General features: G+C 64.7%; 10 protein-coding genes. 1 reads left to right on the top strand and 9 read right to left on the bottom strand.

Features of this window, described 5'->3' with window-relative positions; genetic code table 11:
- Nucleotides 1-103 precede the first annotated feature (103 nt).
- Entirely contained in the window at nucleotides 104-703 is a 600-nt protein-coding gene (locus C5P05_RS27290) for a 3'-5' exonuclease (protein WP_114973016.1), read from the top strand.
- A 50-nt stretch (nucleotides 704-753) separates the two neighbouring features.
- Here C5P05_RS27290 and C5P05_RS27285 read toward each other — a convergent pair whose 3' ends face one another.
- The 9 genes from C5P05_RS27285 to C5P05_RS27245 all read right to left on the bottom strand — a co-directional run bounded on the left by C5P05_RS27285 (nucleotide 754) and on the right by C5P05_RS27245 (nucleotide 21,106).
- Nucleotides 754-5,865: a malto-oligosyltrehalose synthase gene (locus C5P05_RS27285; RefSeq protein WP_114973015.1), complete on the bottom strand. Its 5,112-nt coding sequence runs from the start codon at nucleotides 5,863-5,865 to the stop codon at nucleotides 754-756.
- The gene (gene treZ / locus C5P05_RS27280; protein WP_114973014.1) at nucleotides 5,858-7,723 is read right to left on the bottom strand and encodes a malto-oligosyltrehalose trehalohydrolase; all 1,866 of its coding nucleotides are present in this window, start codon (nucleotides 7,721-7,723) and stop codon (nucleotides 5,858-5,860) included. The genes C5P05_RS27285 and treZ overlap by 8 nt, the downstream gene beginning before the upstream one ends.
- The gene (gene glgX / locus C5P05_RS27275) at nucleotides 7,720-9,891 is read right to left on the bottom strand and encodes a glycogen debranching protein GlgX (protein WP_114973013.1); all 2,172 of its coding nucleotides are present in this window, start codon (nucleotides 9,889-9,891) and stop codon (nucleotides 7,720-7,722) included. Before glgX ends, treZ begins: the two co-directional genes overlap by 4 nt.
- Before the next feature lie 11 nt (nucleotides 9,892-9,902).
- Nucleotides 9,903-10,580 carry a mechanosensitive ion channel family protein gene (locus C5P05_RS27270; protein WP_114973012.1) on the bottom strand — a complete coding sequence of 226 codons (678 nt, stop codon included), beginning with the start codon at nucleotides 10,578-10,580 and terminating at the stop codon, nucleotides 9,903-9,905.
- Nucleotides 10,581-10,619: 39 nt separating this feature from the next.
- The gene (gene treS, locus C5P05_RS27265; protein ID WP_114973011.1) at nucleotides 10,620-13,952 is read right to left on the bottom strand and encodes a maltose alpha-D-glucosyltransferase; all 3,333 of its coding nucleotides are present in this window, start codon (nucleotides 13,950-13,952) and stop codon (nucleotides 10,620-10,622) included.
- A gap of 8 nt (nucleotides 13,953-13,960) precedes the next feature.
- Nucleotides 13,961-16,003 (bottom strand): alpha-1,4-glucan--maltose-1-phosphate maltosyltransferase, encoded by a 2,043-nt coding sequence (locus C5P05_RS27260; protein ID WP_114973010.1) that lies wholly within the window; start codon nucleotides 16,001-16,003, stop codon nucleotides 13,961-13,963.
- Entirely contained in the window at nucleotides 15,996-17,885 is a 1,890-nt protein-coding gene (gene glgB / locus C5P05_RS27255) for a 1,4-alpha-glucan branching protein GlgB (protein WP_114973009.1), read from the bottom strand. Before glgB ends, C5P05_RS27260 begins: the two co-directional genes overlap by 8 nt.
- A 228-nt stretch (nucleotides 17,886-18,113) precedes the next feature.
- On the bottom strand, nucleotides 18,114-18,866 hold the full coding sequence (gene otsB, locus C5P05_RS27250; RefSeq protein WP_114973008.1) for a trehalose-phosphatase: 753 nt from the start codon (nucleotides 18,864-18,866) through the stop codon (nucleotides 18,114-18,116).
- A complete protein-coding gene (locus C5P05_RS27245) occupies nucleotides 18,863-21,106 on the bottom strand; it encodes an alpha,alpha-trehalose-phosphate synthase (UDP-forming) (RefSeq protein ID WP_114973007.1) in 2,244 nt (747 codons plus the stop codon). Before C5P05_RS27245 ends, otsB begins: the two co-directional genes overlap by 4 nt.
- Nucleotides 21,107-21,296 lie beyond the last annotated feature (190 nt).

The raw sequence follows: 21,296 nt of genomic DNA, 5'->3' as shown, positions 1-21,296 counted from the left end.
GTTCCCCCCATTTTATGGACACCTTGTTGTTCGCGCTGAAGGCGTCCTGCTGCTGGCGACCCCCGCAACCCGTTAAGCTCAGGCCCCACACCGTCATCGCCCCATGCACACCCAACACACCACCCCCAGCAAAGAACAGATTGCGTTGCTCCCGGAATTCGACCGCCTGGGGCCGAACCGGATTGCGCTCGTGACCACGGCCGCGCAAGCGCAGCAGGCGCAGGCGGAACTCAGCGCCGCGACGGTCTGGGGTTTTGATACCGAGTCCAAACCCACGTTTTTTAAGGACCAGCTGTCCGATGGGCCGCACATCGTGCAACTGGCGACCGTGGACAAGGCCTGGGTGTTTCAGCTGCACGACCCGGCGTGCCGCGACGTGGTGGCGCAACTGCTGGCGCTGCCGGGATTCACCAAGGCCGGTTTTGGCCTGGGCGACGACCGCAAGCGCATCCAGTCCAAGCTGGGTGTGGACGTGGTCGGCATGCTGGAGCTCAACACCGTTTTTCGCGAGCGCGGTTACCGCAAGGACATGGGCGTCAAAGGGGCGGTGGCGGTGCTGTTCAAGCAGCGCTTCATCAAGTCGAAAAAGGCGACCACCTCCAACTGGGCCTTGCCCAGCCTCAGCCAGGCACAACTGATTTATGCCGCGAACGACGCCTACGCCGCCGTTCGCGTGTTCCACGCGCTGACGGTCTCAAGCTAACTTTCATGCTTCGGAATGCGGAGCACCCGGAGTCATGAAAGTTTGTTCTTTCACGTTAGCGCGAGCAGGGCGGCGCCCGGCAGGCAGGCGAAGGCGGCGCCCAGGGTGATGCGTCCGCGTGCGACCAAGAGCGTCTCGCCACTGAGCGCATCGGTCAGCCGGGTGCCGTCGGGCAGGTCGACCAAGACGGCCGTGTCGGCCCATGTCGCCTCGCCCAGCGGCGGCACAAGGGCCTCACCGAGCAGCCGGGCGAACAAGCGCCCGGCAATGACCACCAGCGTTGTGCCCTCGAAGCGACGCGTGAACGCGACCACATGCTGCGCATGCGCGCCGCTGACCTTGAGCGCGGTGTAGTCGCCATCGCGAAACAGCGCCGGCCGCTCGCGCCGCAGCGCCAGCAGGCGCCAGGTGATCCACAGCTTGGCGCGGCCATCCTGCGGTGTGGCCATCAGCGTTGGCAGCTGCGCTGGATCGAGCGACTCCAGTGCGCTCAGGCTTTCATCAAGCGCCTCATAGTCAACAGGCCGGCGATTGTCCGGGTCCACCAGCGTCAGGCCGATGACCTCGTGGCCCTGGTAGAAATCCGGCACACCCGGGGTGCTCAATTTGAGCAGCGTCGTGCTCAGACTGTTGAGCGCGCCGAACCACGTCAGCGTGGCGCCGAGCGCCTGCAGTTCGGTGAGGAAGCTGTTGTTCTCGGTGTGCCCCAGCAGTGCCCGCACGAAGCTTTCGAGCGCGCCCTCATAGCCTTCCTGCGGATGGGTCCAGCGGGTATGAAGCTTGGCCTCGCGCGCGGCCTTTTGCATGTAAAGCACTATGCGTTCGCGGTAGGGCGCCAGTGTCGCTTCGGTCAAGTCGCCCACGGGCAGCGTGCCCAAAAGCGTCTGGTACAGCAGGTACTCATCGGCGTGCGACGGTTCTCCCGCCGCTGCACCGGCCGCCTCCAACTTGTCGCGCAAGCCGCGGTGCTGGTCGCGCCAGCGGCGCAAGGCCAGGCGCCAGCGGGCCGGCATTTCAGAGAGCACGTTGATGCGATTGCGCACATCCTCCGAGCGCTTGTTGTCGTGGGTGGAGGTGGCCAGCATGTTGTGCGGCCAGTGCTCGGCCCTGGCCGCATTGGCGGCGTGAAAGGCGGCCACCGTGACGCCGAAAATGCTCGGGTCACCGCCGACCTCGTTGAGCGAACTCAGGGGAAAGTAGCGGTAAAAAGCCGTGTCCTCGACGCCCTTGGCCGCCACTGGCGCGCTGAATTGCTGGAACCGGATGGCAAAGCGGCGCACGCGCTGGCACAGGCTGTCAGGGGCATCGGGCAGCGCCTGCCCAAGCAGGGTCTGGCGCACGAAGCCGAAAATCGACAGGTCGGCATCCTGGCTGTGGTGCTCGCCATCGCGCACGGCCCAGTCGACGTAGCGCTGGTCCTGCGCGGAAGCCTGGTCGATGAAATAGGTGCGATAGACCGGCAGGCAGGCGGCCACCTCGGTCAAGGCGCGGCGCAGGGCATTGAGTGTGTAGTCGCGGGTGCGCCGGTCCGAGCGTGCGATGCGCAGCAATTCAGTTGACAGCACATTGAGCTCGCTGGCCAGCGTCGTGCGGATGATGTCGCGCTTGCCAGCATAGGCCAGCTCGTCGAAACTCTCGCTGACGGCGGTGAAGTTGCGCCAGATCAGCGCGAATTTGGCCGATGCTGACGCGTCAACCAGCAGCCCGTTGACCGAGTTGGTGAAACGGTAGCCGGTCATGCCGTGGATCTGCCAGCTCAGCGGAATCTCCTCGTGGGGTGCGGCGATTTTTTCGGCCACCACATACAGCGGTCGCGCTGGCCGGCCTTGCGCGTCCGGCCCCTCCAGCAACAGGCCGGCGCGTCGCGCGTAACCCTCCTGCAACTGCTGAAAATAGCGGGCCGGATCGTACAGCCCGTCCGGATGATCGATGCGCAGCCCGTCGACCAGGCCGGCGCCAGCCAGGTCCAGCGCGAATGACTGCGTGGCTTCGAACACTTCTTCGCGCTCCATGCGCAGGGCGGCGAGTTCGTTGATGTCGAAGAAGCGCCGGTAGTTGATGTCGTCGGCGGCGACGCGCCAGTAGGCGAGCCGGTAGGCCTGGGCTTCGATCAGCGCATGCAGCGCGTCGCGTGCGTCCGCCAGATTGAGTTCTGCCACCACGCTGGCGATGGCCTGCGTCACGCTCGCCTGGCGCGCCGCCAGCCGCGCCAGGCGGGTCTTGAGCAGTTCCTTGTCACGCGCGCGCTCGGCCCGCGCGTCGGGGTCGCTGGCGTCGCGGGCGGGCAGGTGACCGAAGGCGGTGGCCGTGCTGGCCAGGCTGGCGGCCAGATCCACATCGCCCAGCCGCGCCTGCGCCAGCATCAAGACCTGCGGATAGCTCTCGGGCGCCAGCGGAAAACGATGGTCAAAATAGCGCAGCGCCAGGCTGCCGGTGCTGGCTTCAAAGTGCAGCACGATGTTGCCGCTCATGAGCACATCGCCATAATGGTCGCCCAGTACCGGGAGCAGCACCTTGCCGGTGAGTTCGGGGTTGAGCGGTTGCCAGTCGATATCGAAGTGCTGGGCAAACAGCGAGGCCGGCCCGTTCTCCAGCACGTCCATCCACCAGGCGTTGTCGCCGCCCATGACGCCCATGTGGTTGGGCACCATGTCGAGCAGCATGCCCATGCCGCGTTCACGCAACGCAGCGGCGAAGCGCTCGAAGCCTTCGCGTCCGCCCAGCTCGGGGTTGACCTCCTTGTGATCGACCACGTCGTAGCCGTGCAGGCTGCCGGCGCGTGCCCGCTGGATCGGCGAGCAGTAGACGTGGCTCACACCCAGACGTGCGAGGTAGGGCAGGATGCGCAGGGCATCCATGAAAGTGAAGCCCTTGTGGAACTGAAGCCGGTAGGTGGCACGCGGCACGATCGCCTGGGCACGGCTGTGCTTGAAGGCCGCACCGGAGCCGCGTGGCCGCAGCCCGGCCAGCGTGCGGCTCAGGCCTACCATTGCCTCGTCAGTGGCCAGGGCTGCCAGGTCCAGTGGCAGCTTGCGCCGCCAGTTGGGTTGTTCCTCGGTCGTGCCGGGCATGTTGATTTGCTCGGCCACGCCGAGCGCGTCCTCCAGCTGGAGCGTCATGATGGCGCACGGCGTGGCCGCCAGAAACGCGTGCACCGCCTGCACGGCGTGCGCAGACAGGTCGGGTCCGGCCAGCGCATCGGCCACGTCGGTCGCCGCCAACAGGCCGGCATGTTGCAGCGCCGACAACAGTCGCACGCGCTCCTGCGCGCGGTCGAGCAGTTGGTTCTCGAACACCTGCAGATCGGGGAACAGGCCGAGCTGCAGGCGCAGGCGCAAATCCAGACCGCGCCACCAGCCGGCCAGTGTGGCCAGATCGTGAGTGCTGACGGCGACCAGCGCATTCGCCGGGTAGTCGGCCGCTGGCTTGAATTCGCCATTGGCCTGGCGTTCGAAATACAGCAGGCGATAGGACAGCACGTCAAACCGTGCCAGGGCCGCACGCACCTCGTCGGCCACGGTGCCCAGGTCTTCGCCGATGACCATGCAGCGGTTGCGCTGACTCTCCAGTGCCACGATGGCCAGCATTTCGTCCAGCGCGTAATGCACATAAGTGCCCTCGCGTGCGCTCTGCCCAGGGGGTATCCAGAACAGGCGCATCAGGCCCATCACATGGTCGATGCGCAGCGCACCTGCACCGCGCATGGTGACGCGCAAGGTGGCAATGAAGTAGCGGTAGTGGCTGGCGCGCAGGCGGTCCGGCCGCAGCGGTGGCAAGCCCCAGCCCTGGCCATTCGGATTGAATTCGTCGGGCGGGGCACCGATGCTGGCATCTGCGGCAAAGCTCGCGCGTTCGCTCCACACATCGCTGCCCGCGCGATCGACCGAGACCGCGAGGTCGACATACAGGCCCACCCCCATGCCCAGCGTCTGGCAGTAGTCGCTCGCGCGTGCCAGCTGGCCTGCCGCCAGCCACTGCAGGTACTGGTGGTATTGCACACGCTCGCTGCATTGCTCAGCGAACTGCGCGACCTCGCTGCTGCTCGGATCTCGGTAGGCCTGCGGCCACACCGGCCAGCCCCAGATGGCGGCGTCGCTGGCATGAAAATGGGCCTGCAGCGTCTCAAACAGGGCGTGGCGATACAGCGCCTCGCCGCCTTGCGCCACAAAGGCGAGGAAGGCGCGCCCGCTGTCGTCGCGTGCCTGCGCGCCATCCGGCATCAGGTGGCGTTCACGGAAGTGGCCAAACAGCAATTCAAGCGCCTCGAATTTGACCGCCGCCACGCCGGCATAGTCGACCAGTGGCGCGGCGCGCAAGTGTGCTAGCCGGGCCTGGAATTCGGGCGATCGCACCAGCCGCTGGACCGGCTCGCAGCCAGTGCAGTCATCGACCGCCTCGACATCGATGTACAGCACGTTGAGTTGCAGGCGTGACGAGGGGCTGTAAGGGCTGGCATGGGCCGGGTTGTGCGCGAACAGCGCGTGCAAGGGGTTGAGCCCCACGATGTCGGCACCGCGCTCGGCCATCTGGGCAACCAGTTGCGCCAGGTCGCTGAAATCGCCCATGCCCCAGTTGCGCCGGGAGCGCAGCGCATACAGCTGCACGGTGGGTCCCCAGACCTTGCCGCCATTTTGCAGGGCCGCCGGACGGTAGCAATGCTCGGGTGCGCTGATCACCAGGGTTTCGCCGGCCAGGTCGGCCACGCTCAAGCGATGGTAGCCAGCAGCCAGTCGCACACTGAACGACAGCTTTCGCTCGCACCAGGCGACGCCGTCGAGTTCGGTGCGATCCATCTCGGGCAGCGCATCGGCTGCGACCTCGCCCTGGTGCAGGGCGCCGGTTTCGTCGCGCAGTTGCCAGCGGATAAGGTGCAACGAGGCGGGCAGGCGCAGCGACACGTCCCATTCCAACGCCGAGGCGGCAATCGCCACCACCGGCGGCAGCGCCTGGCGCCAGGCCGCACGGCGCGCGGTGTCGAGCGCGTCTTGTGCGCTTGAAGTGGCATCAATCCGGACGTCGAACTCGCCCAACAGGGCCAGCAGCCCTTCGCGCGCCACCGGGTGGCGTGTGCCCCAGATGTCGTCGTACTCTGAGGCAATGCCGAAGTAGGCGCAGAGCCGGCTCAAGGCCTGGGCGTCATCCTGCGTGTCGTGCTCAGACATGGCCGGCTTCCTGCAGCGTCACATACACCGCGCCGTGGGCGAGCCGCAGCATCGACGCATCGTCGACTTGCGTTCCCATGGCATAAATCAGTTCGCCAGCGGGCGTGGCGATACCGTCCACCGACGTGGCGCCAAAATACGCGAGCAGATGCAGGCGCACACCGGGCAGTCCGCCGGGAACCTCTCCCTGTGCCCCCAGCGTCCATTCAACCCACAGCGTGTCGCCCTCGCAGCGAAATTGTCCCAGCCCACACGGACTGGCCAGCAGTGGCACCAGCCAGCGTTGGCGCAGCGCCAGCAACTGCTGCACGCCGGCCAGCCAGGCACGGTGCGGCGGTGTGTCGCGTTCTTCCCAGCGCAGCTTGGAGGCGAGGAAAGTCGACTCCTGGTTGGGATCGGGAATGCGCGCGCGCGCGGCTTCATCCGCGAAGGCCGCGAAGCGGCCAAACTCCGCGCGCCGCCCCTGCGACACGGCGTCTGCCAGCTCCGGCCCGAAGTCGCAGAAATACTGGAAGGGCGTGGACGCGGCGTATTCCTCGCCCATGAACAGCATGGGGGTATGCGGTGACAGCAGCACGCAGGCGCAGGCCGCGCGCAAAAGCACCGGGTCGCCCAGGGCGTGGATGCGTTCACCGAAGGCCCGGTTGCCGACCTGGTCGTGTGACTGCAGAAAGGAGACAAAAGCGCCCAGCGGCAGTCCGATGCTCGGCTCGCCGCGCGGCGAGCCATGTTTAAACGCTGAGGGCTGTCCCTGGTAGATGAAGCCCTGCGCCAGCGCGCGCCCGAACTGCGCGACCGGAGCTTCGGCGTAGTCCATGTAATAGCCGTCGGTGTCGCCGGTGGCGAGCACATGGACCGCATGGTGCAAATCGTCATTCCATTGCGCCGTGCCTGTGCGCGGCACAGCGTGCGCATCGCGCGCCAGCAGGGAGGCCTGGTTGGCCTCGTTCTCCAGCACCACATGCACCTGGCGCTCGCGGCCCGGCCCGCTCCGCAGCGCCTCACAGATCTCGCGCACGATGTGCGGGTCGGAGTCGTTTCGGATGGCATGGATCGCGTCCATGCGCAGGCCGTCAAAATGGAATTCTTCCACCCAGTACAACGCGTTGTGGATGAAGAAGTCGCGCACCGCGCGCGCGTCCGGACCGTCGTAGTTGATGGCCGCGCCCCAGGGCGTCTGGTGGGCCGGGTTGAAGAATTGCGGGCAGTAGGCGTGCAGGTAGTTGCCCTCGGGCCCGAAGTGGTTGTAGACCACGTCGATCAGCATCATGAGACCGAGCCCATGGGCCGAGTCAACCAGCGCTTTTAGTTCGTCCGGCGTGCCGTAGGAGGCGTCGGGCGCGAACGGCAGCACGCCGTCGTAGCCCCAACCGCGCCGGCCCGGAAAATCCGCCAGCGGCATCAACTCCACGGCGGTGACGCCCAGTTTGACCAGGTCCGCGAGCCGGTCTTGTGCCGCGGCGAAAGTGCCCTCGGGCGTGAAGGTGCCCACGTGCAGCTCATAGATCACGGCCTCGTGCCACGGGCGGCCACGCCAGCTGCCGTCTCGCCAGGCATAGGCGCGCGGATCGATCACTTCGCTGGCGCCATGCACGTCGTCGGGATTGAAGCGGGAGGCCGGGTCGGGCACGCGCAGGCCGTCGGGCAGGCGATAGCGGTAGCGGTCGCCAGCGCCGGCCTGCATCAGTTCCACGTGGTGCCAGCCCTGGGCGTCGCGCACCATCGGGTAGGGCTGCGCATTATTGTCGGGTCCGACTTCGAGCACGACGGCCTCGACGGCTGGCGCCCATAGCGCAAAGCGCACACCGCCGCTTGGCAACACGCAGGATCCGAAGGGCATCGCATGGGCGCGCTTCATGCGGGCTTCTCCGAGGAGCTCAGCAGGACAAAGGACCGCCCTTGCAGCAGATAGATGGCATCGGTCCAATCGGCTGTCAAAGCGGCAACGGCAACGGCAACGGTCTCGTGCTGTGCGGGCGGCAGAGCTTCAGTCGCGGTGTCCAGCAACAGCCGCCAGGCGCCATTTTTGGCTTGCGGCAACGTGAACGGGATTGTGTCGTGGTGGGCGTTGAACAACAGCAGAAAGTCGTCATCCAGCAGCGTTTCTCCGCGGGCGCCCCGGTCCGGGATGCCGTGGCCCGATATCAGCATCGCGAGACATCGCGCATTGCCGTCGTTCCATTCTTCCGGCGTCATCTCGGTGCCGTCGGGCTTGAACCAGCAGACGTCCTTGGCGGTGTCGCCGTCGAAGGGTTTGCCCTCGAAGAAATTGCGCCGCCGAAACGAGGGGTGCGCGCGACGCAGGGCGATCACGCGCTGCACGAAGGTGGTCAGCGCCTCGCGCTCGGGCGTTGAGGTCCAGTCGAGCCAACCCAGCTCGTTGTCCTGGCAATAGGCGTTGTTATTGCCCAGCTGGGTGTGGCCGCATTCATCGCCCGCCAGCAGCATCGGCACGCCCTGCGACAGCAGCAGCGTGGCGAGCAGATTGCGCTTCTGGCGATCGCGCAGCGTGAGAATCTCGGGGTCCTCGGTCGGTCCTTCCACACCGCAATTCCACGACAGGTTGTTGCTGCTGCCGTCGCGGTTTTCTTCTTCATTGGCCTCGTTGTGCTTCTCGTTGTAGGAGAGCAGGTCATGCAGGGTGAAGCCGTCATGCGCCGTGACGAAGTTGATGCTTGCAGGCGGGCGCTTGCCCGACCAGCTGTAGAGGTCCCGTGAGCCGGTGAGGCGCTGCGCGAACTCGCCGATGACGCCGCCGTCGCCCTTCCAGTAGCCGCGCATGCCGTCGCGGTAGCGGTCATTCCATTCGGCCCAGCCGAGCGGAAAGTTGCCCACCTGGTAGCCGCCGTGGCCCAGGTCCCAGGGCTCGGCGATCAGCTTCACGCGATTGAGCGTCGGGTCCTGGCGGATGGCGTCGAAGAATCCACCCAGGTTCTCCACCTTGCCGGATTCGCGCGCCAGCGCCGATGCGAGGTCAAAGCGAAAACCGTCGATGTGCATCTCTTCGACCCAGTAACGCAAGGAGTCCATCACCAGCTGCAGTGCGCGCGGATGTTCGAGGTTCACGGTGTTGCCGCAACCCGTGAAGTCGTCGTAGTAGCGGCGGTTGTCCGTGTTGGTGATGTAGTAGGACGTGTTGTCCAGGCCCCGCATCGAGAGTGTGGGTCCAAGCTGGTTGCCTTCGCAGGTGTGGTTGTAGACCACGTCGAGGATGACCTCAATGCCTGCGGAGTGCAGTGTCTTGACCATGGTCTTGAATTCCTTCACCTTGCCCGAGGCGCTGTAGCGCATCTCCGGCGCGAAGAAGCCCAGGGTGTTGTAGCCCCAGTAGTTCTGCAGCCCTTTGTCTGCCAGATGCCGGTCGTTGATGAAGCTGTGCACCGGCAGCAATTCGATCGTGGTCACGCCGAGACGCTTCAGGTAGTCGACCACGGGCCCGCAACCGAGCCCGGCATAGGTGCCGCGCAGGCGTTCGGGTACCGCCGGATGGGTCATCGTGAAGCCGCGCACATGCAACTCATAAATGACCATGTCCTGCCACGGCACCGAGGGCCGGCGATCATCGCCCCAGGTGAAGGCTGGTTCAAGCACGCGGCTCTTGGGCATCAGGGGCGCACTGTCGCGGCGGTCAAAAGACAGGTCTGCACGCTTGCTGCCGACCGTGTAGCCATACAGCGCATCGCCCCAGCGCAGCTGGCCGACCATGTCTTTCGCGTAGGGGTCGAGCAGCAGCTTGTGGGGATTGAAGCGATGGCCGTCTTCGGGCCGGTACGGCCCGTACACGCGGTAGCCGTAGGCGAGTCCGGGCCGGGCTTCGGGCAGGTAGCAGTGCCAGATGTCGTCGGTGCGTTCGCGGATCACGATGCGCTGGCGTTCATGGCGCCCGTTCTCGTCGAACAGGCAAAGCTCGACCTTTTCGGCATACTGCGAGAACAGCGCGAAGTTGACGCCTTCGCCGTCCCAGTGCGCACCGCGCGGATAAGCCTGGCCGGGCCAGATGGCTGTGATCAAATTGCTGGTTGCCATGGTCTGACTATTCAAATTTCATCCTTGTTTTTCTTCTCACGCGGCCACCAGTGCTCGATGCGTTCGGCGGCCCAGTCCTTGCCGCCCAGCCCAAAGGCGAGTGCCAGCGCAAACACGACGCCAGCGAGGATCACCAGAAAGCTTTCGCGAATGATGTCGCCGCCGACCTTGACCTGGTCCAGCGCAATCATGACCACAAAGGCCATGATGGCGTACTGCGCGAGCTTGCCCAGCAGGCGCGCATCCGCCAGTTTGACGCTGCTGACCACGCTGTTGCCGACGAAACGCGCGAAGTAAGAGCCGAACGCCAGCACCAGCAGAGCGACGAAGACGTTCGGCACAAACCACACCACGCGCGACAGCAGGTCGGTGATGTAGGTCAGGCCGAGCCCGTTGAAGGCAACCAGCAGGGCTGTCAGGATGACCAGCCAGTACAGCAGCATGCCGAAGAGCGTTGTCGTGTCGCCGGCCATGCCGCCCTGGCGCAGGAAACCGTCCAGGCCCGAGCGCTCCGTGAGCACGTTGAAATTGATCGCGCGCAAGGCCTTGGTCACCGCGACACGCGCGATCTTGGCGAGTAGCCAGCCGGCGGCCACCACCACCACGGCGATCAGCAGGCGCGGCAGGAAGGCGCCGATCTGAAAAAGAACGGCCCTCAAGGGCTCAAGCTGAATGTCCAGACTTTCCATGATGTTTTCTCCTTTGAAAGTTGCAGGTGCTAGGGCGGCTCAGCGGGCCGTGCCCGTGTCGATCAGGGCCAGGATGCCGCGCAGCGGAACCTGGGCCCAGTCGGTACGGTTGTTGATTTCGTAGCGCAGTTCGTAGAGCGCCTTTTCAAGTTCGAAAAGGCCTAGCAGTCCCGCGTCGACTGGCAGCGCGGGGGGGGACAAGGCCGTCGTGTCGACATAGGCCGCCAGAAAGGCGTCGCGGGTGGCGAGTTCCCAGGCCAGTGCCGCGGGCGCCAGCCGCTCCAGTTCGTCAGCATTCTGGGCCACCCGTTTGAGCGCCGACCAGCGTGCGTAATTGAAGGATCGCAGCATGCTGGCCACGTCGCGCAAGGGCGAGTGCTTGGCGCGGCGCTCATCGAAACTGCGGCCGGGCTCGCCCTCGAAGTCGATGATCACGAAATCGTTGGCGGTGACGAGCACCTGGCCCAGGTGGTAGTCGCCATGGGTGCGGGTCTTGATACCTGGGTTGCCTGGAGCCGCCCCGGCTGCAAGAAGTGATTGCAGCGTGTCCCGCAGCGCGAGCACGGTCTGCGCGTCGCCCTGCGCCGCGACGGGCAGCTGCGACAGGCGTGCTTGCAGCAGCGAAAGCGTGGCATGGGCTTCACTGGATGCGTGTTCCCTGAACGCCACGATGTCGCTGGCTGTGATGGGCTCAGGGTCAAAAGCGGGGTCGCCCGTGCGTTTGGCCAGTGCCACATGCAGCTCGGCCGTGCGCTTGCCCAGGGTGGCGGCCAGGGCCAGGAAACCGCCATGCGCCGCGGTCGCCGTCACCGCAAGATCCGCGGTCGTGCGCAGCTCCTCCAGATAACGTTCGAGGTAGCGCAAGGTGTAATCCCAGCCGTCCCCTTGATTGGCCACATAAGCCTGGACCAGGGCCAGCGTCATGACCCGGCCCTCGTTCGTGAAGTATTCGAGTGCGCCCAACACCGGCACGCAGTTCGGGTAGTGCACGACGTCGGTCAGGAAGCGCCCCATCTCAAGCTCCGGATTCAGGCCCTCGCGCAGGCGGCGGTAGCCCTTGAGAAACAGCGTTTCATCCAGGGTCACGACGGTGTTGCTGCTCGTCGCGCTCGGGTGTGACACCGGCAGCGCCGCGATATCCACCGTCAAGCTCTTGAATAGGGTGGTGGGTTTGAACAGCAGGCGACCGACCGCGGTGGCGAGTTCCATGCCGGCGCCGATGGCCTGGACCATGGCGCGGCAAAAGGCCGGGTCGTAGAAGGCGTCGCCCATGATCCCGACGTTGGCCTGTTGCCGCACCTTGGCCAGCGCTGCCGGGGTGAGTTTGGCAATGCGCTCTTCGTCGCGTTCCTCCCAGGCCAGTGCCAGGGGCATGAAGTAGGTCGATTCCTCGGCGGGCCCATCGAGTTTCAGGATGGGCAGCATCCAGCTGAGTTCGCCCATCTCCCACACCGCATGATCCATCAGGCGGGCGCGCTCGATGGTGCTGCCCTTGGATGCGTACCAGCGCTGGATTTCGATGTGACGCGGGAGTGTGTCGGTCTCGAACTGCGTGCGCATGCGCTCTGCCATGCCGATGCGCCAGGGCATCACGCGGTCGCGGAAGAAACTGGTCCAGCTGTCGAACAGCACCAGCATCGGGCGATCCTGCAGCGCCACATATTCCTGGTGCCAGCTCGGACTTGCGGCGTCGGTGGCGAGCCGGAACCAGTAGAAGCCGAACGAGGGCAAGGTCAGCAGATAGGGCAACTCGCCGACGGGCGGGAACGAGGTACGGCCCAGCATCTCGACCGGCACCCGGCCCTTGTAGGCCGACAGGTCGAGTTCGACCGGCTGCGCGGCGCGTGACAGGTTGAACACGGCCAGGATGGTGTCTTCCTCATATTCGCTCAGATAGGCGAGGATCTTGCGATTGCCGGGTTTGAGGAAGATGCGTTTGCCGCGCCCGAAGGCCCGGCTGGTCTTGCGCACGGCGAGCATGCGCTTGGTCCAGTTCAGCAGCGAGCTGCTGTCGCGTGCCTGGGTCTCGACATTGAGCGCCTCAAAGCCGTACATCGGGTCCATGATCGGCTGCAGGTACAGGCGCTGGGGGTCGGCGCGCGAAAAACCGGCGTTGCGGTCGGGGCTCCACTGCATCGGCGTGCGCACGCCGTTGCGGTCGCCGACGAACACGTTGTCGCCCATGCCGATCTCGTCGCCGTAGTAGATGATGGGCGAGCCCGGCATGGACAGCAGCATGCCGTTCATCAGCTTGACGCGGTCTGGATCGTTCTCCATCAGCGGCGCCAGGCGCCGGCGGATGCCGAGGTTGATGCGCGCGCGCAGATCGGCGGCATACATCAGGTACATGTAGTCGCGCTCCTTGCTGGTCACCATCTCCAGGGTCAGCTCGTCGTGGTTGCGCAGGAAGATCGCCCACTGGCAGCCGTCGGGGATATCCGGGGTCTGCTGCATGATCTCGACAATCGGATGGCGGTCTTCCTGGGCGATCGCCATGTACATGCGCGGCATCAGCGGGAAGTGGTAGGCCATGTGGCACTCGTCGCCGTCGCCGAAATACTCGCGCACATCCTCGGGCCACATATTGGCTTCGGCCAGCAGGAAGCGGTTTTTGTACTGCGCGTCAATGGCCGCGCGCAGTTGTTTGATCACCGCATGCGTCTCTGGCAGATTCTCGTTGCTGGTGCCGTCGCGCTCGACCAGGTAGGGGATGGCATCGAGACGGAAGCCGTCAACGCCCAGGTCAAGCCAAAAGCGCATCGTTTTGAGGATGGCTTCGAGAACTTTTGGATTGTCGAAATTGAGATCCGGCTGGTGGCTGAAAAAGCGGTGCCAGTAATAGGCCTTGGCTACCGGGTCCCAAGTCCAGTTGGAGGTCTCAGTGTCGGTGAATATGATGCGCGTGCCGAGGTACTTTTGGTCACTGTCGTTCCAGACGTAGAAGTCGCGCTCCGGCGAGCCCGGCGGCGACAGCCGCGCGGCCTGGAACCAGGGGTGGGCGTCGGACGTGTGGTTGATGACCAGTTCGGTGATCACCCGCAGGCCGCGCTTGTGCGCCTCGGCCAGCATCTCGCGGAAGTCGTCCAGCGTGCCGTATTGCGGATGCACGTCCTCGTACTCGGCAATATCGTAGCCGTCGTCGCGCAGGGGCGAGGGATAGAAGGGCATCAACCAGATGGTGTTGACGCCCAGGTCTTTCACGTAGTCCAGCTTGGCGGTGACGCCCTTGAAGTCGCCCATGCCGTCGTCATTGCTGTCGAAGAAAGCCTTGACGTTGAGCTGGTAGATGACGGCGTCGCGGTACCACAGCGGGTCATCGCTGGTGTCGATGGCGACGGTATCCAGGTCCAGGCTGGGCTCAGGTGGATTCATGGGCGGCCTTAGAGGAAGTAGTCGAAGTCGCGTTCATCCAGAACGCGGCGGCGTACCAGAAAAACATGGGCCGGCACGGTGTGCGGATCAAGTTGAATGAAGTGGTGCTGTCCGTGCCAGAGAAAGCGCTGGTTGCTCAGCTGGTCATGCATCTGGAAGGACTGGGATGGCGCGACGTTGATCGACTCGGGGTCCAGATGGACCCAACCGGACTGAACATGGTGCGGGTCGAGGTTCACCACCGTGACCACCACGTTGTCACCATCGTCAGAACTCTTGGCGTAGGCCAGGAGCTGGTCGTTGTCGATCGGCAGGAAGCGCAGGCCGTGGTCGCCGTGGAGGGCAGGGTTGTCGCGTCGGATGCGGTTGATGCGGGCGATGAAGGGGGCCAGGCTGGCCGGATCGTCGTGGTTCCAGTGGCGCAACTGGTACTTCTCGGAGTTCAGGTATTCCTCGCTGCTGGACTCTCGGGGCAGGTGATCGCGCAACTCGTAGGCCGGGCCGTAGATGCCATAGTTGGCCGCCAGCGTGGCCGCCAGCACCAGGCGCGCCATGTAGACGGCGGGCTCGCCCGTCTGCAGTTGTTCGTGCAGGATGTCGGGCGTGTTGGGCCAGGCATTGGGGCGAAAGTATTCCACACCCGGCCCGCTTGACAGCTCGCTGAAGTATGCGATCAGCTCCTGCTTGCTGTTGCGCCAGGTGAAGTAGGTGTAGGACTGGGAAAAGCCCAGCTTCGCCAGCCGGTGCATGACCTTCGGCCGTGTGAAGGCTTCGGCCAGGAAGATGACTTCGGGGTGTGCGCGTTTGATTTCCGTGATGGCCCACTCCCAGAACGCGAAGGACTTGGTGTGCGGATTGTCCACGCGGAAGATCTTCACACCCTCGCCGATCCAGTGGTCGAACACGCTCTTGAGTTCCACCCACAGCGCGCGCCAGTCCTCGCTCTCGAAGTTGAACGGATAGATGTCCTGGTACTTCTTGGGCGGGTTTTCCGCGTACTGCACCAGCCCGTCGGGCCGCCAGCGGAACCAGCTCGGGTGCTCCTTGACGTAGGGATGGTCTGGCGCGCACTGAAAGGCAATGTCCAGCGCCACTTCGAGGCCGAGACTGGCGGCCTCTGCCACCAGGTGCCTGAAGTCTTCGGCCGTGCCCAGCGCCGGCAAAATGGATTTGTGACCCCCTTCCGCAGCACCAATCGCCCACGGGCTGCCAACGTCCGCCGGGCCGGCGATCAGCGCATTGTTGGGACCCTTGCGCTGCTCCCGGCCGATCGGGTGAATCGGTGGGAAGTACAGCACGTCGAAACCCATGGCCGCGATGCCCGGCAGACGGGCCTCCACATCCTTGAAGCTGCCGTGCGTGCTCGGGTCGCTGGCGGCGGAGCGCGGAAATAGCTCGTACCAGGCACTGAAACGAGCCCGCTCGCGGTCGGCGATCACGGGCAACTCCACTGGATACTGGGTTGCCAGTTGCCGGTCCGGATAGCGCGCGGCCAGCGCGGCCAGCACCTCGTCCAGCGCCAGCGCCTTGAGCGCCTTGGTGTCAAACCCGGGGTCGGCCGCCGCGCGCTCCAGGGCCTTGGCCCAGCGCGACAGCGTCTTGCGGTCTTCGCTGCGCGCGCGCTGCGCTGCTGTTGTGATCTCCAGCGCACCGACTTGTGAGGCGATGCGGATGTCATCGTTGTCGATGCGGCGCGCCATCTCGTGCCGCCAGGACTCGAACGGATCGACCCAGGCGATCACGGTGTAGTGGTAGCGCCCGACCGCCGCCAGTGCAAATTCGGCTGACCACACATCGTTGCCCAAGGGCTTCATGGGCACTTCGCGCAGTTCGGCCTGATCGTCCTGGCGCCAGCACAGCATGACGCGCAGCACGTCGTGGCCATCGGTGAAGCAGTGGGCAGTGACCTGCATGCTGTCGCCCGCCACCCGTTTCACCGCGAAGCGTCCACCATCCACGGTAGGCAGCACGGCGTCAATGACAGCGCGAATGCGTCCGTCCTGGGCAGGGGCGTGAAGCAGGTCCTGCTTCGATGCGGGGGTCTTAGGCATGGGCAACGTACTCAAGGATGAGGGTGGAAAGAGGTGGCAGGGTCAGGCACAGCGAATGGGCCCGGCCATTGGAAGGCACGGGCGCGGCTTCGACGCCACCCAGATTGCCCCAGCCCGCGCCGCCAAATTCCTTGGCGTCGCTATTGATCACTTCGCGCCAGTAGCCGGGGAGGGGCACGCCGAGCAGGTAGTTGGTGCGCGGCACCGGCGTCATGTTGCTGACCACCAGCACGGGCGCGCTCTCACTCCCCCCCTCATTGCGTGGCTTGCGCAGAAAGGCGAAAACACTGTTGCGGGTGTCGTCAGCGAGCACCCATTCAAATCCGGCGGCGGAAAAGTCCAGTTGATAGAGCGCTGGCGTTTCCTTGTAGACGCGGTTCAGCTGCGCGACGAAGCGCTGCAGGCCGGCATGGCCGTCCAGCGCCGCCACCCACCATTCCAGCTCACCGTCGTGTGTCCACTCGCGCCGCTGCCCGAATTCAGCGCCCATGAAGAGCAGCTTCTTGCCGGGATGCCCCCACATGAAACCGAACAGCGCGCGCAGGTTAGCGAACTGCTGCCACGCGTCGCCGGGCATCTTGTTGAGCAGCGACCCTTTGCCATGCACCACTTCGTCGTGCGATAGCGGGAGGACGAAATTCTCGTTGAAGGCGTAGATCAGCGAGAAGGTCAGATGGTGATGATGGTATTGGCGATGGATCGGGTCCTCCTTCATGTAGGACAGGCTGTCGTGCATCCAGCCCATGTTCCACTTCATGCCGAAGCCCAGACCGTCCATATCGGTGGGGCGCGACACCCGGGGCCAAGCGGTCGATTCCTCGGCGATGGTGAGGGTGTCAGGGTGTTCCCGGTACACCGCCTGATTCAGGGTCCGCAGGAACTCGATGGCGGCCAGGTTTTCCCGCCCGCCGTGGGGATTGGGAATCCACTCGCCGGGTTCGCGCGCATAGTCGAGGTAGAGCATTGACGCCACGGCATCTACGCGCAGGCCGTCCAGGTGGTATTTGTCCAGCCAGAACAGGCCCGACGAGATCAGGAAGCTGCGAACCTCGTTGCGCCCATAGTTGAAGATGCTCGAATTCCATTCCGGGTGAAAACCCTGGCGGGGATCGGCGTGTTCGAAGAGATGCGTGCCGTCGAAATAACCCAGCCCGTGCTCGTCGGTCGGAAAATGCGATGGCACCCAGTCCAGCAGCACGCCAATGCCCTGCTGGTGCAGGTGGTCAACGAAATACATGAAGTCCTGGGGCGTGCCATAGCGCGACGTGGGCGCGAAGTAGCCCGTCGTCTGGTAGCCCCAGGAACCGTAAAACGGGTGCTCGGTTACCGGCATCAGCTCGACGTGGGTGAACCCCATTTGAAGCACGTAGTCGGCCAGCAGATGCGCGAGCTCACGGTAGCCGTAAAACTGGCCGTCCTGGCGTCGCCAGGAACCCAGGTGGACCTCGTACACCGCCATCGGCGCATCCAGCGCGTTCTTCGGGCCGCGTGCGCCCATCCAGGTCTGGTCGTTCCAGGTGTGCTCAAGACTCCAGATTCGCGAGGCCGTGGCCGGCGGTGCCTCGGCATAAAACGCGAACGGATCGGCCTTGTCCACGACATAGCCCGCGTGGCGCGAGTGGATGCGGTATTTGTAGGTCTGGCCATGCTCGGCGCCCGCGGCGAAGCCCTGCCAGATGCCGGAGCCATCCTCGCGCACCTGGAGCGGGTCCGCGTCGCCGGACCAGGCGTTCCAGTCCCCCACCACCGAGACGGATTCGGCGTTGGGCGCCCAAACCGCGAAGTCTGCACCGCCGCTGGAACGCAGGTGGCAGCCCAGCCGATCGGCCAGATGCGCATGCGTTCCCTCGCGAAAAAGATAGATGTCGTGATCGTTTGTCATAGCTTTTTTACCCTAGCACATTGCCCCTGCATGAGCAATCCGTATTGACAATTTTTGGCAATTTTATAAACAAAATACCTCTCTAGCCCGCATGGATAAAGCGCAAGAAGCTATCAATAAGATAGCTATAGACATGGCTACTCCAAATCGCCCGCTCGGCAGCGAATCGCACAAAGCAGCGCCTGCCGATGGCAGCGCCGCGCATGGGTCATGGCGAGATCGCGTGTCTCAAGTTATTTCTTTCAGGGCCGTGCCCAGCCAGTGGTGTACCGCCGCCACGTCAGGCAGGCGAAAGTGCGCGCAGCTGGCGCCCTTGCCGACCTTGATGGATACCCCGTCCAGCCTGTTCACTTCGGCGAAGCCATGCTCGTCGTTGAGGTCGTCGCCGATGAACACCGGACGGCGTCCCTTGAACGGGGACTCCGCCAGGTACTCGGCCACCGCCGTGCCCTTGCCGATGCCGGCCGGCTTGATCTCCACCACGCATTTGCCGCGCTGCAGCTCCAGCCCTTGCCCTGGCGCATTGGCGAAGTCGCCCATGAGCTTGTGGACATAGCTGGCAAGCGTGGGGGCCTTGCGATAGTGCAGGGCCAGTGTCAGTCCCTTGTCCTCCAGCAGCAGACCCGGGTGACGCGCCAGCACCGGTACCAGTGCTTGCTTGATCGCGCTCTTGGCGGCGGGCGGCGCGGCGTGAATCCACAGCCGCCCCGTGCTATCGCGCCGCTCCAGTCCGTGCAGTCCGGCCAGCGGCAGCTGGGGCAGGCCGATGCGGCTCTGTAAATCCGCGATCATGCGTCCGCTCACCAAAGCCGTGGCGCCGCCACTGGCCCGATGCAGATTCCCGATCAGGTCGAGCAGCGCTTCGTCCACCAGGACCGCCTCGGGTGTGTCGGCGATGTTGATCAGGGTGCCGTCGACGTCGAGAAAATAGGCCCAAGTCAGCTTGGGCGCTGGCGGAATGCGGGAGCGCGATGTTGTCATAAGGTCGATGTTCCTGGTTTATCCGTGAGCCGGCTGCGCCGGCGCATGGCGGCCGCATCGAGCAGCATGCGGCCAGCCCAGCGGAAGACGTTGTACTCAGCCACCAGACCCCGCATCAGGCGCATGCGGTCGCGCTGCTCGTTGGGCGACATGGTCAGCGCCAGGTGCAGCGCCGCGGCACACTGATCGGCATCGTAGGGGTTGACGACCAGGGCCTCGGGCAGTTCCCGGGCGGCGCCCGTGAACTCGGAGAGGATGAGGACGCCGCGCTCGTCGTCGCGGGCGCCGACAAATTCCTTGGCCACCAGGTTCATGCCGTCATGCAGGCTGCTGACGAAGCAGAGATCGGCGGCGCGGAAATAGCCATACACCTCGCGCGGTTCGTGGTGCTCGATCTTGAGCACGATGGGCGGCGGCCCCTGGCGCCCAAACCGGGTGTTGATGCGCGCGGCCATGGCTCGTACCTGTTCCTCGTGATGCTGGTACTCGTCGATGCCCGAGCGCGTCGGCGCCGCGATCTGGACAAAGGTAAAGCGACCGATCCAGTCCGGATTCAGCTCCAGCAGGCGCTCAATCGCACGAAAGCGTTCCACGATGCCTTTGGTGTAGTCCAGCCGGTCGACGCCCACGCCGAGCTTGTGTTCTTGCGGCAGGTCGTTCAACTGGCGGATGCTGCTGCGACAGTCCGCCACGGACTTTTCCATCATCTCCGCTTCCGGTGGCCAGGCAATGGAGATTGGGTAACGACGCACGGCGGTGGACTTGCCGCCAAAGGTGACATTGAAAGAGGCCCGGTCCACGCGCGCCTCGATGAAGCGGTCCACCGTGTCGACAAAATTATTGCAGTGAAACTGGGTATGAAAGCCCAGAATGCTGCTGCCCAGCAGCCCCTCCAGCACCTCTTCGCGCCACGGGCAGATGGCGAAGGATTCCGGGTTCGGCCATGGGATGTGCCAGAAGGTGATGATGGTGGCATTCGGCAGCTCGTCGCGGATCATCTTCGGCAACAGCGCCATGTGGTAGTCCTGCACCAGAACGATGGGGTCCTTGGTCTTGGCCTCGCTCACCACCGCCTTGGCAAATTTGCGGTTGACGGCGACGTACTGCGCCCAGTCGCTGGAGCGGAAGGTCGGTCGCACATGGGCGATATGGCACAGCGGCCAGAGTCCCTCATTGGAGAATCCGTAGTAGTAGCCAGCCTCTTCTTCAGCGCTCAGCCAGACGCGGCGCAGCTGGTAGGCGGGCTTGTCCGGCGGTACGCCGACGCAGTCGTTCTTGTCAACGAAGTCGCGGTCGGCCGAGCCGCTGCCGTGGGCGATCCAGGTGCCGGAACAGGCGCGCATGATGGGCTCCAGCGCGGTGACCAGTCCACTGGCCGGCCGCTGAACCTCGATGCGCTCGCCGCGGCGCTGGTGGCTGTAGGGTTCGCGGTTGGAGACGACGATCACGTCCTCGCCGCTCAATTCACCGCGCAGGATGCCGCGCAGGGCTTCCGGCGTCCAGGTGACCTGGCTCTCGTCCCGGGCCCGTGTGTCGGCTTCCAGCTCCTGAATCAGACGCTGCAGGTCGCGCGCAATGGGCTTGAAGCCGGGTGGGCTGGGCGGGTTCGCTGGTTGTGCATCGAACTCGGGCCGCCGCAGCAGTCCCTCGCCGCGCAGCAGCGAGCGCATGCCGGCCATCCAGCCGCGCCACGACAGCTGGGCGATGACCACCGTGATCAGCGAGATCACCGCCGCCAGTCCCATGAAGGCGTAGAACAGGTAGCGATTGGTTTCCTCGCTGCGCCGGCTGATGAAACTCATGTCATGCACGACGATCAGGCGGCCGGCCGGCATGGCCTCGCTGACCATGGGCAACACGGCCACTTGCAAGGGGCCTTGCGCGCTCGGCAACAGGTGGTGACCGGGCCCTTCCCAGCGACCGAGACTGGCGCAACGGATCTCGGCCGGCAGCCAGCGGCTGGCCAGAACGGTACCGGTCGGGTCAGGACAGTAGCCGACGGCATAGATCCGCTCGTTCTGGGTGATGCGGTTGAAAAATTCCGCGATCTTGGCGTTCTTGTTGGCGGCGAGCTGTTCCTGCAGCGGCTCCTGGATGGTGCTGGCGATCAGCGAGGAGCGGATTTCGATATCGCGCATGAACCAGCCCAGCGTCAGCTTGTCGACCAGGGGGGCGATCGCGTAGGCAATGCCCGCCAGAACGAGTAACAAGGGCAGAATGAAGCGTAAAGACAGACGCATGAGATTTTCCTTCCAGTCTTCTGGACCTCCAGATGCATTGCGCATCCGGAAGTCTGTTTTTTTCATTATGGGACACCCTTGCGGACTTCAAAAGAAGCCCCCACACTGCTTACGGCTACAGATGTAACAGCGGTAACAACAAGTTCGTCAAATCGCTGGCGTGTAAGTTAATCGGCCGCCAGCCCGCGTC

Source organism: Rhodoferax ferrireducens, assembly GCF_003347515.1.
Lineage (GTDB): Bacteria > Pseudomonadota > Gammaproteobacteria > Burkholderiales > Burkholderiaceae_C > Rhodoferax.
This window is presented reverse-complemented; position numbering and strand designations above follow the sequence as displayed.

Bases quoted from the DNA above. Each gene is read 5' to 3' on its own strand.
- glgB (WP_114973009.1), bottom strand. From the start codon at position 17,885: ATGACAAACGATCACGACATCTATCTTTTTCGCGAGGGAACGCATGCG.
- C5P05_RS27260 (WP_114973010.1), bottom strand. From the start codon at position 16,003: ATGCCTAAGACCCCCGCATCGAAGCAGGACCTGCTTCACGCCCCTGCC.
- C5P05_RS27270 (WP_114973012.1), bottom strand. From the start codon at position 10,580: ATGGAAAGTCTGGACATTCAGCTTGAGCCCTTGAGGGCCGTTCTTTTT.
- treS (WP_114973011.1), bottom strand. From the start codon at position 13,952: ATGAATCCACCTGAGCCCAGCCTGGACCTGGATACCGTCGCCATCGAC.
- C5P05_RS27290 (WP_114973016.1), top strand. From the start codon at position 104: ATGCACACCCAACACACCACCCCCAGCAAAGAACAGATTGCGTTGCTC.
- treZ (WP_114973014.1), bottom strand. From the start codon at position 7,723: ATGAAGCGCGCCCATGCGATGCCCTTCGGATCCTGCGTGTTGCCAAGC.
- C5P05_RS27245 (WP_114973007.1), bottom strand. From the start codon at position 21,106: ATGCGTCTGTCTTTACGCTTCATTCTGCCCTTGTTACTCGTTCTGGCG.
- C5P05_RS27285 (WP_114973015.1), bottom strand. From the start codon at position 5,865: ATGTCTGAGCACGACACGCAGGATGACGCCCAGGCCTTGAGCCGGCTC.
- glgX (WP_114973013.1), bottom strand. From the start codon at position 9,891: ATGGCAACCAGCAATTTGATCACAGCCATCTGGCCCGGCCAGGCTTAT.
- otsB (WP_114973008.1), bottom strand. From the start codon at position 18,866: ATGACAACATCGCGCTCCCGCATTCCGCCAGCGCCCAAGCTGACTTGG.